14 protein-coding genes are annotated in these 13,829 nt (G+C 51.1%); 7 read left to right on the forward strand and 7 right to left on the reverse strand.

The genetic code is table 11. From position 1 onward, the window contains the following. Nucleotides 1-271: 271 nt before the first annotated feature. A complete protein-coding gene (locus tag L1N85_RS25540; protein ID WP_235241842.1) occupies nt 272-634 on the reverse strand; it encodes a hypothetical protein in 363 nt (120 codons plus the stop codon). 191 nt (nt 635-825) lie between these two features. Between L1N85_RS25540 and L1N85_RS25545 the strand changes: the two genes are divergently transcribed. Then, nucleotides 826-1,086, forward strand: a complete 261-nt coding sequence (locus tag L1N85_RS25545; protein WP_235241843.1) for a DUF6429 family protein — start codon at nt 826-828, stop codon at nt 1,084-1,086. Between the two features lie 112 nt (nt 1,087-1,198). Here the strand turns inward: L1N85_RS25545 and L1N85_RS25550 are convergent, their stop codons facing one another. Together L1N85_RS25550 and L1N85_RS25555 are read right to left on the reverse strand one after the other, a co-directional pair. Further along, complete coding sequence (locus L1N85_RS25550; protein ID WP_235241844.1) at nt 1,199-1,792, reverse strand: DUF6143 family protein; 594 nt, start codon at nt 1,790-1,792, stop codon at nt 1,199-1,201. Between the two features lie 40 nt (nt 1,793-1,832). Then, nucleotides 1,833-3,332, reverse strand: a complete 1,500-nt coding sequence (locus tag L1N85_RS25555) for a glycoside hydrolase family 43 protein (RefSeq protein WP_407946571.1) — start codon at nt 3,330-3,332, stop codon at nt 1,833-1,835. Between the two features lie 181 nt (nt 3,333-3,513). Between L1N85_RS25555 and L1N85_RS25560 the strand changes: the two genes are divergently transcribed. The 5 genes from L1N85_RS25560 (at nt 3,514) to L1N85_RS25580 (ending at nt 9,992) form a co-directional block, all read left to right on the forward strand. Beyond that, complete coding sequence (locus L1N85_RS25560; RefSeq protein ID WP_235241845.1) at nt 3,514-5,319, forward strand: sensor histidine kinase; 1,806 nt, start codon at nt 3,514-3,516, stop codon at nt 5,317-5,319. 21 nt (nt 5,320-5,340) lie between these two features. Beyond that, nucleotides 5,341-6,849: a response regulator gene (locus L1N85_RS25565; RefSeq protein ID WP_235241846.1), complete on the forward strand. Its 1,509-nt coding sequence runs from the start codon at nt 5,341-5,343 to the stop codon at nt 6,847-6,849. A gap of 97 nt (nt 6,850-6,946) precedes the next feature. Next, nucleotides 6,947-8,230 (forward strand): ABC transporter substrate-binding protein, encoded by a 1,284-nt coding sequence (locus L1N85_RS25570; RefSeq protein WP_235241847.1) that lies wholly within the window; start codon nt 6,947-6,949, stop codon nt 8,228-8,230. A gap of 56 nt (nt 8,231-8,286) precedes the next feature. Then, a complete protein-coding gene (locus L1N85_RS25575) occupies nt 8,287-9,171 on the forward strand; it encodes a carbohydrate ABC transporter permease (protein WP_235241848.1) in 885 nt (294 codons plus the stop codon). Continuing rightward, on the forward strand, nt 9,168-9,992 hold the full coding sequence (locus L1N85_RS25580; RefSeq protein ID WP_235241849.1) for a carbohydrate ABC transporter permease: 825 nt from the start codon (nt 9,168-9,170) through the stop codon (nt 9,990-9,992). The genes L1N85_RS25575 and L1N85_RS25580 overlap by 4 nt, the downstream gene beginning before the upstream one ends. Before the next feature lie 67 nt (nt 9,993-10,059). Here L1N85_RS25580 and L1N85_RS25585 read toward each other — a convergent pair whose 3' ends face one another. Then, complete coding sequence (locus tag L1N85_RS25585) at nt 10,060-10,815, reverse strand: peptidylprolyl isomerase (RefSeq protein WP_235241850.1); 756 nt, start codon at nt 10,813-10,815, stop codon at nt 10,060-10,062. A gap of 213 nt (nt 10,816-11,028) precedes the next feature. Here L1N85_RS25585 and L1N85_RS25590 point away from each other — a divergent pair, with 213 nt between their 5' ends. Beyond that, nucleotides 11,029-11,820, forward strand: a complete 792-nt coding sequence (locus L1N85_RS25590) for a CPBP family intramembrane glutamic endopeptidase (protein WP_235241851.1) — start codon at nt 11,029-11,031, stop codon at nt 11,818-11,820. 11 nt (nt 11,821-11,831) lie between these two features. On the opposite strand, the gene L1N85_RS25595 is transcribed toward L1N85_RS25590, so the two are convergent. From L1N85_RS25595 to L1N85_RS25605, 3 genes are all read right to left on the reverse strand, one after another. Then, complete coding sequence (locus L1N85_RS25595) at nt 11,832-12,455, reverse strand: TVP38/TMEM64 family protein (RefSeq protein WP_235241852.1); 624 nt, start codon at nt 12,453-12,455, stop codon at nt 11,832-11,834. A gap of 228 nt (nt 12,456-12,683) precedes the next feature. Further along, nucleotides 12,684-13,178, reverse strand: a complete 495-nt coding sequence (locus tag L1N85_RS25600; RefSeq protein WP_235241853.1) for a glutathione peroxidase — start codon at nt 13,176-13,178, stop codon at nt 12,684-12,686. Between the two features lie 75 nt (nt 13,179-13,253). Beyond that, on the reverse strand, nt 13,254-13,670 hold the full coding sequence (locus tag L1N85_RS25605) for a GMC oxidoreductase (protein ID WP_235241854.1): 417 nt from the start codon (nt 13,668-13,670) through the stop codon (nt 13,254-13,256). Nucleotides 13,671-13,829: the final 159 nt, after the last annotated feature.

The raw sequence follows: 13,829 nt of genomic DNA on the forward strand, positions 1-13,829 counted from the left end.
TGGCGATACGCTTCTCACCCGCTTGGCGGGTTGACGTTACATTTCTACCGTCATTGTCGGTAAGATTCACGCCGTCATTTTACGTGAGCGGCAACACTATTTCACGGAGCTGCTTCCAAATTCACCGGGGATGTCCACAACGATCTATTACAACGGGTCCATTATTGGAAGGTTAGTGGGAAGTTTAGGCGGCGGTATCATTGCTCAGTTTGCAGGGTTTCGTGACGTTTATTGGGTGTGTCTGGCAATTGTAATTGTCTCGTTCTGTATCTTATGGAGTATAAGACCCCATAAGGATATTGAAGTAGCCACTTGATGCCGTTTGATGCGAAACGCCAAGCATACGAGCAATTTCACTTGTAGGATAAGATTTAACATCAGCAGGTTTTCGGATTACTCTAACGAGTCTGATTCCTGCCAATGTTTTAACCAACACTCGTTGGGCATGTGAAAAATATTCCTCATCCATAAATTGTTCATCAGTTAATTCTATCACCGGCATATCAATTAGCAAAAGAGCATCCTTTATCATGTTGTAGGTAATTATGTTCTCTTTTAAGTTTGAAGACGAAAAGATGTTTTTCGCGTAATCCTGCTGCCGGTCTTGCACTTCTAATACATCTGTTAAAGACATATCCATCACCTCTCACCTCGATCCTATCATTAAATTAACCCAAAATAAATATATTTCAACACTAAATCAACACATATCAACATTATACATATCATTTATTTTGGACATCATTGATATTGAACCTTACTTTCTATCAGTAATTTGATCAGCTTTCCTCAGCATGAAATACATTTTGGAAGGAAGATATACATATGAGTAAGAACAACGAACAATTGGAGCAGAACATTAAAGAATTGACGTTGCTGCTCTTATTTTTAACATCGTGGGCGGAAAATGAAGGCCTCGAAAAATACCGTCGCAGTTGGAAAGGGTACTCTTTCGACATATTGAATGAACTGTTGGAGGAAAGGTTGATTTTCGGAAGTAACCGGTCAAAATCGGTTTATTTCACAGATGCTGGAATAGAGAAGGCTAAAAAATTTGCTTCAAAATATCTTTGTGTTACGGATTGAAGTCAAGTTAGCACATTCGATGATTGGGAGCGAGAAGTTACTGTACAAATCCATCATAGCGTGCCAAACAGCCCCGACCTTATAGGTCGAGGCTGTTTGAGTAAGTATTTTTCTAATACATCCCCCGAGCCTCCTCCCACCAGCCGAAGGAGATAACGGAGGGCGCGGGATGGTCCATAGCGCTGGTCAGGGTGAAGAGGATAGCCCTGCCGGGTCCGATAATCCAATGGCCGGCCTTCTCGCTGGATACGGTCGAATAGGCGGGAATGACCCTCGTTGATACGGGGACCGCTTCCAGCGCGGACGTATCGAGATGGCTGCCGAATTGGATTTGTCCCTGCGGCACAGTTTTGGGATGCATGGCCAAATTAGCCGTCGAAACCTCATGCGACTGCTTGCCGTGCTGAGGCAAGCTGGAACAGAAGCAAATTTGCGAGACAAGATTGTCGTCTGACAAGTTGCTCAGCACATACACGTCGAAATACAAATGAACGCCCGAGTGAGGGGGATTGATCAGCGCACCCCATGTCCGATTCGAATCGGTCGGATTAAGCTGATCGGTCTCCCCCAGAAAATATTTCCCCTGGAGCGATTTAATATGCGGATTCGTTAAATTAACGACACTGACAGGCACCTGCGGGTACATCGCTTCACCGTCCTTTATGACATGCGTATATTCCACCATATGATTGGAATTTCGGAACATGCCTGCTTATCGGCCCGGCGATCCAATGCAATCAGAAAAGTTACTCCTTCGAAACGTGACTGCCCCAAATCGCAACGCCCTCGTCAGATAAGGCGCTGAACGTCATCACGCAGCTTAGCGTGCCTTCATTCCACCCGCGCAGCAGCGAGCCATGATAAACGGTGCCGTCAATAGTGAGATCGAGCGTGATATCGCCGGTGCTTTTCCAAACGCCGCTTGCGCTGCCGGAAATTTTGCCGTCTTCGCCAAGCTTGATCAGGCTGGCCTGCTTTACTTCGGCTGTAATGTCCTTGCCGTGGTTCACGAATTTGTATTCGCCGGCGATTTGCTCCGCTGGAACGCTCTCTGCCGTTTCGCCCGCATAACGATGCGGTGCCGCGACCGGCCAGCCTTCGCTGTTCATCAGCATCTGGTGAACGCGCACCTCATGCCCCTCGCCGCGGCCCGGGAAGCGGGTATGGAAGATGAGAAACATTTTGCCTGTGTCCGGATCAACGTAGGTTGAATTATGGCCTGGCGATGCGTAGCCGGTGCCGATATTCGCAATTTCCCCATCCACATTATTCATTTGAAAGTTGCCCATCAGCTTGACCCCGTAAGGAGCGATCGACAAATCGTCGAACAGCGTCCCGTAAGCGCCGAAAGCATCGATCATGTCCTTGCCTTCCGAGTCGAGGAAGGGGCCGTCCGGGTTTTTCGAACGCGCGACGCGGATATTGTAGCCGCCGTCTGAGCCTAAGCCGCCATAGGAGAGGAACAGATAGTAGTAGTCCGTTTCCTTGCTGTACATCATATAAGGAGCCTCGATGCGGCTGTGATTATTGCCCAGCAGCTTCTTGCCGTAGCCTTGATCCGGGTAAGGCAGGCCGGTTTCCGGATTCATTTTCATAATAAATATACCGCCGGAATACGAGCCGTACACCATCCATAGAATGCCTTCTTTATCATAAAAGACATGCGGATCAACTACGTTTGGATGAACGGTTGCGTCATAGACGGTGCCGTCCTCGCTAATCTCATTCCACATGCCGGATTTCAAAATAATGCCCTTGTCCTTGTACGGGCCTTCGACCTGATCGGCAACGGCATAGCCGAGTACGGATCGCGGCGAATCGCCCTTGCACATGCTGTAGTACATATAAAATTTGCCGTCCGGCAGCTGAATGACGTCGCCCGCCCAGAACGTATCGGTCTCGGCCCAAGCCAAGCCCTCGCTCATTTCTGTCAGCGCGTCGGGTATGATCGGATTCCCCTCGTAAACGTTCGTATTGAGCTGTTCCCACGACATCAGGTCGTTTGACTTCGCCACAGCGAGGTGGGATCCGAACACATAGAAGGTGCCGCCGACCTTTATAATTGACGGATCATGGACCGAGGCGTCGGCGAAAATAGGCTCCTGCGCTGCAATCGCTTCCGTTTTATTCGTACTATTATCCGCCGCCTGCGACCCGTTCTGGGCCTGCGTCTTCGCATTTCCCTCGTTGCCGCCGCTGCAAGCGCCCATGAAGGCCAGCAGGCATACGGCCATCAACGCTGTCATCTTTTTTTTCAAAATCATACTCCCCCTTGGTCGATTTAATTTATTCATATAAATATTAATCGATTAATATTTATATTATAGTAAATGTCAAGCGGGTTCACAACTATTCGTTTTCTTTTTGCGCGGCTGTTGGTATAGTAGGCAAACAAGGCTAACAGACTCGTTTCAAGGAGGGATAGACATGGCGTTTCGCAGCCTGCTCCGGTTTCTATGGAGCAAGTCGATCATTCGCAACATGTTGTTTTCTTATCTCGGTATCAACCTCATTTTACTGTTTTTGCTCGGTCTCGTTTCGATCCGGGATTCTACCTCGACGCTGACGAAGGAGATCATAGCCTCCCGCTATAAAGTGATGGAGCAGGCCGCGCGCGGCATCAACTTCAACGTGGAGGAGGCCAAGCGCCCGCTCGTCCAATTTGCATCGCATTCGTCAGTTATTGCTCTCATGAATCCAAACAGCGCGATCACTCTAGAAGAGAGAATTCAACACGAGCGCAGCATTGCGGAGCTGTCGAAGGGCGTTACCGCCCTGCAATCACTTATTAGCGACGTCCTGATGCTCGGCACCAACGGCTACGTCAACAATTTGGACAACCGCAAATCGCTGCAATGGGACTATCCGTTCCGGGAGCAGGAATGGTATCTCAAGGCCGTTTCTGCAAGCACTAACAGAGGATTTATTCCGTTATTTCTACACCAGCAAAACTACTATACGCAGACGATGATTTCCAAATTCAACAGCCAAACGTTCTCGATTGCTCTGCCGGTAAAGGGCTACTCGCAGCAAGTCATAGGCACCGTAATTGCCAATCTGGATCTGCAAAAGGTCAATGATCTCTTCGAATTAAGCGCCACCGATCAGGACGGGGAAAATATATTTATGATTGACGGGCAGAATACGGTCATCGTTCATCCCGATGCCGCCAGAATAGGCGGCAGCATCCGCTTCGAGGGGATTGAGGCGATCCATGCCGCCGAGTCGGGCAGCTTTGTCTCGACGATCGAGGGGCAGGAGAGGCTCGTCGTGTATCATCCCACTTCGATCAAAGGGCTTCGGCTCGTCTCGACGGTGCCGATGTCGGAAATTCATGCGCAGGCGGGTCCGCTGAAAGCGACGCTGGCGGGTTTATTGTATTTGTGCCTGCTGCTGAACACGCTCATTTCTATCATTATCACCATTCGGATTTCCAGGCCGTTCAGCCGACTGCTCGTCACGATCGACAAGCTGGGGGAAGAGAGCTTGTACGTCGTCCCCAAAAACTACAAATACCGCGAATTAAATTTGATAGGAAACAAATTCAAGGAGCTGGTCGGCCGCATCGAGCAGCTGGTCAAGCAAAACTATGTATCGCAAATCGCGCTGCAGGACGCCCAGCTGAAGACGCTCGAGTCGCAGATCAACCCGCATTTTTTGTTCAATACGCTGCAGCTGCTGCAAACGGAAATCGTATGCGGCAATACCGACGATTCCAACCATATGGTGCTGTCGCTTAGCGGACTGCTTCGTTATTCGATGAAGCGGGATGAGGAACGGGTAGAGCTGGCTGCCGAAATTCAGAACGCGAAGGATTACCTGTATATCATCAATAAAAAATACGACGACGGCATACGGATTACTTTTGATGTAGAAGATGCGGCGCTGCTCAGGAGCGGCACGGTCAAGCTTATGCTGCAGCCAATTATCGAAAATGCGATTGTCCACGCTTTTCGCGAAAATCCGCAATCGGCCTGCATCCGGATCAAGGTTGCCGCCGTGCGGAGGGGGCTTTGCATATCGGTATCGGACAACGGCGTCGGCATGACGAAGGAAAGGCGGCAATGGCTGACGCGGCGGCTGACGGCAGCAGGAGATTCGACGGGCAGCATCGGGCTGAACAATGTCGACCGCCGGATTAAGCTGACGTTCGGCCCGGCATACGGCTTGCGCGTAAGAAGCAGGCATTTGGAAGGGACAACCGTCTATATCGTACTTCCGGGCTTATCATAACGAGGGAAGAGGTGGGGAAAAATGAAGCTACTCATAGCGGACGACCAACTGTCGCTGCATAAGTTTCTGAATAAAATGATCGACTGGACATCGCTTGGCATTACCGATGTCACCCATGCTTACAACGGCAGAGAAGCCGCTGAAATGACGGAGGCTATCGGGCCGGATCTGCTTATTATCGATATTCATATGCCGGAATGGAATGGAATCGAAGCTCTGAAGCGGATTCAACGGCTGGACAAAAAGCCGAAAACGATTATTTTAAGCGCCTACGACCAGTTCGAATATGCGAAAGAGGCGCTGCGGCTCAATGTGTCGCAATATATGCTAAAGCCTGTTGATGCGGCGCAAATGAAGGACGTGCTTACGGAATTTATTGGCGACATTCGCAAGGAGACGCGGGCGCTGGCCATTAGAGAGCTGGAAATGGCGATAGGAGTGGAGCATTATTCGGAGCCTTGCCTATCGGCCGTAAAAAGGGCGTTCGAAGCGCATGGCCTTTGTTCGTTTGCGGCGATAACCGTCCGAGTTCCGAGATCGGAGCGGTCATGGCCGGATTTGCAGTTGGAGACCCCTGAAGAAATGGAGCTGTTTCCGCTTGCAACCCGCGAGGGCGGCGAGGAGCTGCGGCTGCTTGCCGGCCTGCGGCGGGAAAGCGATGACGCATGGCTGCTGTCTCAGAGTGAAGGCTGGCTGGCGTCATGGCGGAAAAGGTACCCCGAGCTTTCGTTTGCGCTCGGCTTAAGCGGAATCGAAGCGGATATGGCGCTGCTTCCCAAAAGAATGGAAGAGAGCAGAGCGGCGGCAAAACAAATCTTCTATGAGCCGAACGCCGTATTCTGCTACCGGGAGGACGGTTTCGCCGACGGAGCCGTTCTGCGGGACGTCAGGCAAGAAGCGCTGCAGCTTGAAGAGAAGCTGCGGAAGGGCTACGACACTGAAGCGATGCGCGAGCGGATTGACGAATTTCTGTTATCGGCTAAGCAGAGAAGAGTGGAGCCGGATGTGGTCTGCGAGCTGTCGCATCGTTTGCTGTTTGTGTTTTGCGGCAGCGCAGCGGGAACGGAAGGCGATGAGCGGGATGAGTTCATAACGCTGCAAAGCTTTCGCCACGCCTGTTCGACCTTCGACGGGCTAATGGCGGCGGTCATGGAGAAAGCGGGGGCGCACATGTCCGACATGACAGCGGCATTGCCTCAGCATGCATGCATCCGCCAAATTAAAAAGTATGTCGACGCCAATTGCGAGGCGGACCTCTCGCTTCAGACGGTCGCGGACCGGTTCGACATCGACAGATTCCGGTTAAGCCGTGAATTCAAGCTCGAATGGGGCGAGAACTACTGGACGTACGTGACGCGCATCCGCATGGAGCAAGCCGCCGCCTACTTAAAAGAAACGAACTGGCGAAACGGGATGATTGCCGAGCGGACGGGCTATTGCGACGAGAGCCATTTCAGCCGGGCTTTTAAAAAACATTTTGGCCTTTCTCCGAGGGAGTACCGCAGCGCAGCGGCCGAACGCAATGATTGACAACTTTTTGCGCAACGATTTGCATTCAAGAGCGGGGGACAGTTGCTTACAATAGAGCATGTAAGTGCTTACAAAATAGCTAAAGGGGGATACAAAGGTGAAAAAATGGGCTGGTTTAAGCATGGCCTTGGTTCTTGCCATTACGTTGGTCTTGTCCGGCTGCGGCGGAAATAACGCCGAATCGGGCGGAGAAGGAAGCGGCGGCCAAAGCGCGGACAAGAAAGTGAAGCTGAGCATTTTATCATGGAATAACGAGAAAGAGATGAAGCCCGTCCTGGATGGGTTCACGGAAAAATATCCGAATATTACGTTCGATTTCCAAACCGCGCCGCCGGTGAAGGATTATATCGCCAAGCTGCAAACGATGCTGCTGTCCGATACGGCGACTGACCTGTTCATCATCGCGGCGGAGAACCGCAACGAAATTATCGACGGCGGGTATGCGCTCGATCTGACGAACGAGGATTTTATGAGCGTGATGATCGACGGCAACAAGCCGATGCTCAGCAAGGACGGCAAGACGTACGCATTCACGCAAACGGGCTGGGCGGGCGGATTGTTTTACAATAAGGACTTGTTCGCGAAAGCGGGAGTCGAGGGCGTGCCTCAGACTTGGGATCAGTTCATTGACGCCAGCCTGAAACTGAAGGAAGCCGGCATTATCCCGCTGTACGACAATATGCAGGATGTCACGACGATTCATAACGGCCTGTTCGGCAACATGACGCTGACGGCGAATCCGGAGTTCGATACGAAGCTGTTCGAGGACCAAGCCACCTTCGCCGAGGGCTGGACCGAAGTGTTTAAAATATGGAAAGAAGATCTCATCGACAACAAAATTTTGACACCGGATATGATCGGTCTGACGGGCGACCAAATCGTCAACGAATTCGCACTCGGCAAAGTGGCGATGTTCCCTGGCGGTCCTTGGAACATTAACACACTCGAGGAAACGAATCCGGAATTGAACTTCGGCATGATGGCTATTCCCGGCCCTAATGAAGCAGGCGGCAATTATTTCGCTGGCGCGCCGGGCGTAGGGTTCGCGATCAACAGCAAAACGAAATACAAGGAAGAATCGCTGCTCTTTCTGCAATATCTCGCCTCGCCGGAAGGCTTGAAGGCATTCGAGACCGGCACGGGCGCATTGATTACAGCAAACGGCTTCGAGGGCACCGTTCACCCGGTGATGGAAAGCGCTTATAACGACGGTCTGATGAAGAGCAAAGTTTATTTGCCGATGGTCTCATGGAGCCGCCATCAAGAGGCGCTGCGCGGCCAGTTCGTGGTTTCGATCCAGGATTTGAGCTTTGGAAAAATTACGCCGGAGCAGGCGACCGAAGCGCTGGACAAAAAACTGAAGGAAATGGAAAACAAGTAACGACAGCTAAGGGGAATCGGGGCTGCCCGGTTCCCCTTTCCGGAAAGGAGGCAGACATGGGCAAGCTATTGCGGCAAATGAAATTTCAATTGTTTTTGCTTCCGATTTTGCTCATTTACACGTTATTTTCGATTTATCCGCTGCTAAAGTCGGTCCTGCTCAGCTTTACGAATTTCGACGGCTACGTGAAGACCTATGATTTTGTCGGCTTGAACAACTATATGAAAATTTTTACGGACGACGCGCTCGTATCCGGCATCTCGTTCACGCTGCTGTTCGCCTTCGCGAGCACGATTCTGATTACGGTTCTGGCCATTCCGCTCGCGATCATGCTTGATCAAAACTTTTGGAGCAAAAATGTTCACCGGGCCATTTTCTTTTTCCCGTCCATCCCAAGCGGCTTGCTTCTGGCCTATATATGGGGCTTTATATTGGCGCCGATCTCCTCGGGGGTGTTGAACGGCGTGCTGGAAGCCTTGTTCGGAATGGGGCCGCAGCCTTGGACGTCCGACCCGGTGCTCGCCAAGGCTTCAACGATCGTGATCACCGCATGGGCGGCGACGGGCTGGCATGCCGTGCTGTATTTGGCTTTCCTGCAATCCATATCGAAGGACTATTACGAGGCCGCGGCGATCGACGGCGCGACCCGCTGGCAGCAGATCCGGTTAATTACGCTCCCGCTGCTTGCGCCCGCGATGACGATCAGCGTCATGCTGCTGCTGACAGGCGGGTTGAAGGTGTTTGAAATTCCGTTCGCGTTGACGCGCGGCGGTCCCGGCTTTGAGACGCATACGATAACGCAGGTTATCGTGCTGCGCGGCATTTCCGAGACGCAATACGGTCTCGCGTCGGCGATGTCCGTCGTCTTTTTTCTAATCGTGCTGGCCATCGCCATCTTCCAGGTGAAATTTATGCAGAAGCGGGAGGAGAGAATCCAATGACCAATGAGAACCGAAAGAATTGGCTGCTGGACATCCTCATGCTTCCCATTGGCGTCATTACCTTCTTCCCGTTTTATTTGATCATAGTGAATACGTTCAAAAGCATGCAGGAAACGGCGCTTAGTCCGATGGCGCTGCCGAAGAAGTGGGTGTTCACCAATTATACGACCGTATTCAAGGAGACGGAGCTGCTGCGCAGCTTCAGCAACAGCTTGACCATCACAGTCATTTCGGTGCTGCTTATGGTGATCATCGGCGCGATGGCCGCTTACCCGATCGTATTTAACCCGAATCGCACGAACAAATTCGTCACCGTCTATTTGCTGGCCGGCTTCATGATCCCGTTCCAGACGACGCTTATACCGCTGTTCCAGCTTATGACCGACCTGCATTTCATCGACCGCTTGTACGGGCTCGTTATTCTGTATATGGGTGGCGCGGTATTCGTCTTCTTCTTGATGATGGGTTATATGCGGACGATCCCGAAGGAGCTGCCGGAGGCGGCGATCATCGACGGCTGCGGGGTCGGAGGCATCTTCTGGCGCATTATATTTCCGCTGTTGAAGCCGATCACGGTTACGAGCATCATTTATCAGACGATGTGGATTTGGAACGATTTTCTGGCGCCGATGCTGTTTCTGAACTCGAAGAGCAACTCGACGCTCGTGCTGCTGGTGTACTCGGCCAAAGGCGAGTTTTCGGTAAATTGGCCGCTGTTCATGACGCTGACCGTCATTACGCTCATTCCGATCTTTATCTTCTTCATTGTGATGCAGAAGCAGATCGTGAAAGGGATCGTAGGCGGAGCCGTGAAAGGGTAGCGCGTTTAGCGGTGGAAAAAATAAGGCTGTTCCCGGGTCGGTTGACCGGGAACAGCCTTATTGCGGTTTATTCTGCTTTGGCCGGTTCCTCGAACGTCATGCCGAGCGTGTCTACCGTTACTTTTTTCATGGAGATCGGTTCGATGGACTTGCCATTCCCGTCGGTCGTCGGTTCAGGCTTGTCGTTCGGGCCTGTCGCTTGATTCACGATCTCGTCGACCGCTTCCATACCTTCCGTCACCTTGCCGAAGGAGGCGTATTTGTTATCGAGGGAAGGGGCATCGGCGACCATGATGAAGAACTGCGAGCCTCCCGTATCCGGCTGGTTCGTCCGTGCCATCGAGAGCACGCCGCGCGTATGCTTCAGCTTGTTCTCGAAGCCGTTTTCGCTGAACTCGCCCGTGATGCTGTAGCCGGGGCCGCCCATGCCGGTTCCTTCCGGATCGCCGCCCTGAATCATGAAGCCTGGAATTACGCGGTGGAAGGTAACGCCGTCGTAGAAGCCTTTTTGAATCAGGGATATGAAGTTGTTGACTGTATTGGGAGCAACCTCCGGGTAAAGCTCGAGCTTAACGGTCTTGTCATTGCTCAGCTCAATCGTGACAACGGGGTGCTTGTCCGGTCCAAGCAGCTCAGGGCCTTCCTCTGCGGGCGACTCAGTTGGAGCTTCCGTTGGCGGAGTTGTGCTTGTATTGCCGCCGTTGGCGGAACCGAGGCTATTGCCGCCGTTAATGCTTTTGCTCGCGCCGCAGCCTGAAGCAATGACGAGCAGCGCAAGCATAAGGAGCATCGCGATCCCGAAACGTTTATTTTTCATCAGCATAGTAATATCCTCCTAGAAGTTTGGCATTCACCTTTAATATCCATCTAGTATAATAGCATATTGCTTTCATGGAATGCGAATTGCGCGTGCGGCGGCGTGCGAGGGGGAAGTTAGCGGATAAATAGAAATAAAGTATGGCCTCGTGAATATAATGTAATTACTAGAATTTCGATTATAATATAATCAGCAAAAATATATTAAAGGGGTTATACAATGGCGTTTCTATTTCCGGTCATGGGCTTTCTTATCTTGGACTTGTACTTTAATCTGATTCCCCATTTGCTCCCTTCAGGTACGGTTTTCTGGCTGCTGTATGCGTGCTTCTTCTTTGTGCTTGCGCAGCATGTGTCGAAGCTGACCGGCCTCCGCGGACTCGCGGATCTGGGGATCAAAGCGCATTTTGGATGGAAAAGAAATCTGCGAATCGGCTTTATATATGGCGCCGGCATTTGGGCGGTTATGTATGCGCTGCTCGGAGTATTTGGCGATTTTCAAGTCATAGGATTCAAAAAGCCGCCGGAGGCTGTTATTTTTTTAATAGAAGCGTTTGCGGGGATATTTCTGATCTCGCTCATCAACGACCTGATCGTGAGAGGCTTTGTGTTTGCTCATTTAAAAGGCAAGATTCCGAGTGTGGCGTTACTGCTTCTGTCAGCCGTTATCTACGCGCTGGATGATGTGTGGCTCGCAGGCTTCAGCATCCAAAATACCGTTTTCTCGGTTATTTTAGGCTTATCGCTGGGCTATGTGCTTCTCAAATCCGGCTCCATCTGGATGAACACGGGCATCCATTGGGGGCTCAACATGATGTATAGCTTCGTATACGGGATTCCGGGGAGAGAGGACGCCAAAGGTCTGCTTCTGACCAACCCTGCCGGCGCAGGTGATTCCTTTCTCCTCGACAATGCCCATATATTCGCGGCTATATTGCTGTTTATCATTATTTTCGCTACGTATAACCGTTTAAGAATAAATTCTGCCGCCGAACACGTGGATTTCGACTAGAAGCCGTTTCTTTACGATACGGCGGGCTGCTTTCTTTTCCAGAGACGGTAGGCGAACAAGGATAGAGCGAGGAACGCGCCGTACACCAAGATGGTGAAGATGACGCTTCTCGGATCCGTCATGACATTGTCGCCAACTGTCGCGAACAGCAGCATCGCCGGAATTTTGCCAAGCGACGAAGCGACCGCATAGGAGGTGAACGAGACGCGGCTCAGCGCCGCATACAGGTTGACCACGATCGAAGGGATAAACGGAATGAGCCTGGCGAACAAAATGGTTAGAAAAGCGTTGCGCTCGAAGAGCGCCGTCAGCTTTTCGACGCTTTTATAACGTTGGAGCACCTTGGTCCCCCACTCCTGATATCCGTACCTTATAAACAAAAACATGAGTATGGAAGCAGCTGCGGAGCCGGTCCATGTCACAATCGCTCCCGGCACAGGGCCAAGCGCAGCGCCGATAACTCCCCCGACCACGGGATAAGGGATCACGGGAAACAGAGCCATGACGGTCGCCATCATGACGACCAACGGGATATTATCCGACTGCTGGAACCACGCTAACAGCGCCTCGCCGTATCGATAAATTACAAATGCAATGCCAACATATAAAGCGGCTAAGCTTAGTTTTTTGATCATGGGAACTCTCCTGGCAGGTTTAATAGTGTTGAACTTTAATCATACCAGACTTGCGTATGTTTTTCTGCACAATGTAACTTTTTGCGAACGATTTTCGTAAGAAGGCTATCGCGCTCTAAAACAAAGGTAGGGATCGGTATCGGCCGAGCGCGGAGGTGGTGGAGTTACTGAAGAAGTTTAACGTTCGTGCAAAGAAGGCTGCGCCCATGGGTGCAGCCTTTCATTCTATTATACAGGTGTCGGTTGGTTCAGCAGCTTCCGTATATGGCTTTCGATTTGCTCAGGCGTTTTGGTTGAGCCGAAGCGCTTCAGCACGTTGCCGTTTTGATCGACGAGAAATTTAGTGAAGTTCCATTTGATGAACTTGGAGCCTAACACGCCGCGCGCCTCAGACGTCAGATGCTTGAAGAGGGGGTGGATATGGCTGCCGATCACATCTGCCTTGGCGAATAAGGGAAAGGTTACTCCGAAATTGATTTGGCAAGCCTCGGCAACCTCATTGTCGTTGCCGGGCTCCTGGTTTGCGAACTGACCGTTAGGAAATCCTAGAACGGAGAAGCCCTGTTCGCGGTACTTGTCATGCAGCTTCTGCAAGCCTGCGAATTGGCCCGCAAAGCCGCATTTGGTCGCTGTATTTACGATCAGCAGTACCTGTCCTTTGTAAGGCGCGAGTGTTCCGGCTTCTCCTTTTATCGTTTCCACTTCGATATTGTAGAGAGACATAATGAAAACCTCCTATAATTAAAAATACATTACGATGGAGATCGATGAAGTTCCGGATACCATTTTGACAGTACATTATCTATGTGAATTCGCCTCTCCTGCGAATGTTCCTGCAATATGATCAGCCGTGCGAATAGCTAAAGCGACTGTGGTCAACGTGGGATTGGCCGCCCCGGTAGTCGGCAATACGCTGTTGTCAGCAACATAGAGGCCCGAAATGCCGTGAATTTGACAGTTTCGGTCCACGACCGAAGTGCTTGAATCAATGCCCATTCGGCAAGTCCCCGCTTCGTGATAATCTGCTCCAGGCGGTACAAGGCATACGGCGGGCAAATCGTCGGTTGGGGTTAACAGGGCTTGCATAGTTGAAGCCACTTTGTCGACAGCTTTGCGCATCTCGTCAATAACTGCCCAATCTGCCGTGCTGTAGCTGAAGCGAACCTGAATTTCCGGAACGCCGAATGCATCTTTCCTGCGGTCATCCAAATACATAAAGTTCTCATATCGGGATTCTACCTTGCCAAAAACGTCAAATTCGACTTCCTCCTCAGCGATTTTAACATCTTAAGCCAGAAGTCCCCATCTTCTTAGCGCTAGCGAAAGGTGGGGATGAATGGTTGATCTTTTTGGTTAAAAAAACAAACATACGTT

The sequence above is a fragment of the Paenibacillus alkaliterrae genome, assembly GCF_021532375.1.
GTDB lineage: Bacteria > Bacillota > Bacilli > Paenibacillales > Paenibacillaceae > Pristimantibacillus > Pristimantibacillus alkaliterrae.

What these genes read in the sequence shown, in the direction of transcription:
- L1N85_RS25595 (WP_235241852.1), bottom strand. Translation starts at nt 12,455, where the DNA reads ATGATCAAAAAACTAAGCTTAGCCGCTTTATATGTTGGCATTGCATTT.
- L1N85_RS25590 (WP_235241851.1), top strand. Translation starts at nt 11,029, where the DNA reads ATGGCGTTTCTATTTCCGGTCATGGGCTTTCTTATCTTGGACTTGTAC.
- L1N85_RS25600 (WP_235241853.1), bottom strand. Translation starts at nt 13,178, where the DNA reads ATGTCTCTCTACAATATCGAAGTGGAAACGATAAAAGGAGAAGCCGGA.
- L1N85_RS25575 (WP_235241848.1), top strand. Translation starts at nt 8,287, where the DNA reads ATGGGCAAGCTATTGCGGCAAATGAAATTTCAATTGTTTTTGCTTCCG.
- L1N85_RS25555 (WP_407946571.1), bottom strand. Translation starts at nt 3,332, where the DNA reads ATGACAGCGTTGATGGCCGTATGCCTGCTGGCCTTCATGGGCGCTTGC.
- L1N85_RS25565 (WP_235241846.1), top strand. Translation starts at nt 5,341, where the DNA reads ATGAAGCTACTCATAGCGGACGACCAACTGTCGCTGCATAAGTTTCTG.
- L1N85_RS25540 (WP_235241842.1), bottom strand. Translation starts at nt 634, where the DNA reads ATGTCTTTAACAGATGTATTAGAAGTGCAAGACCGGCAGCAGGATTAC.
- L1N85_RS25550 (WP_235241844.1), bottom strand. Translation starts at nt 1,792, where the DNA reads ATGTTCCGAAATTCCAATCATATGGTGGAATATACGCATGTCATAAAG.
- L1N85_RS25585 (WP_235241850.1), bottom strand. Translation starts at nt 10,815, where the DNA reads ATGCTGATGAAAAATAAACGTTTCGGGATCGCGATGCTCCTTATGCTT.
- L1N85_RS25580 (WP_235241849.1), top strand. Translation starts at nt 9,168, where the DNA reads ATGACCAATGAGAACCGAAAGAATTGGCTGCTGGACATCCTCATGCTT.
- L1N85_RS25545 (WP_235241843.1), top strand. Translation starts at nt 826, where the DNA reads ATGAGTAAGAACAACGAACAATTGGAGCAGAACATTAAAGAATTGACG.
- L1N85_RS25605 (WP_235241854.1), bottom strand. Translation starts at nt 13,670, where the DNA reads ATGTATTTGGATGACCGCAGGAAAGATGCATTCGGCGTTCCGGAAATT.
- L1N85_RS25560 (WP_235241845.1), top strand. Translation starts at nt 3,514, where the DNA reads ATGGCGTTTCGCAGCCTGCTCCGGTTTCTATGGAGCAAGTCGATCATT.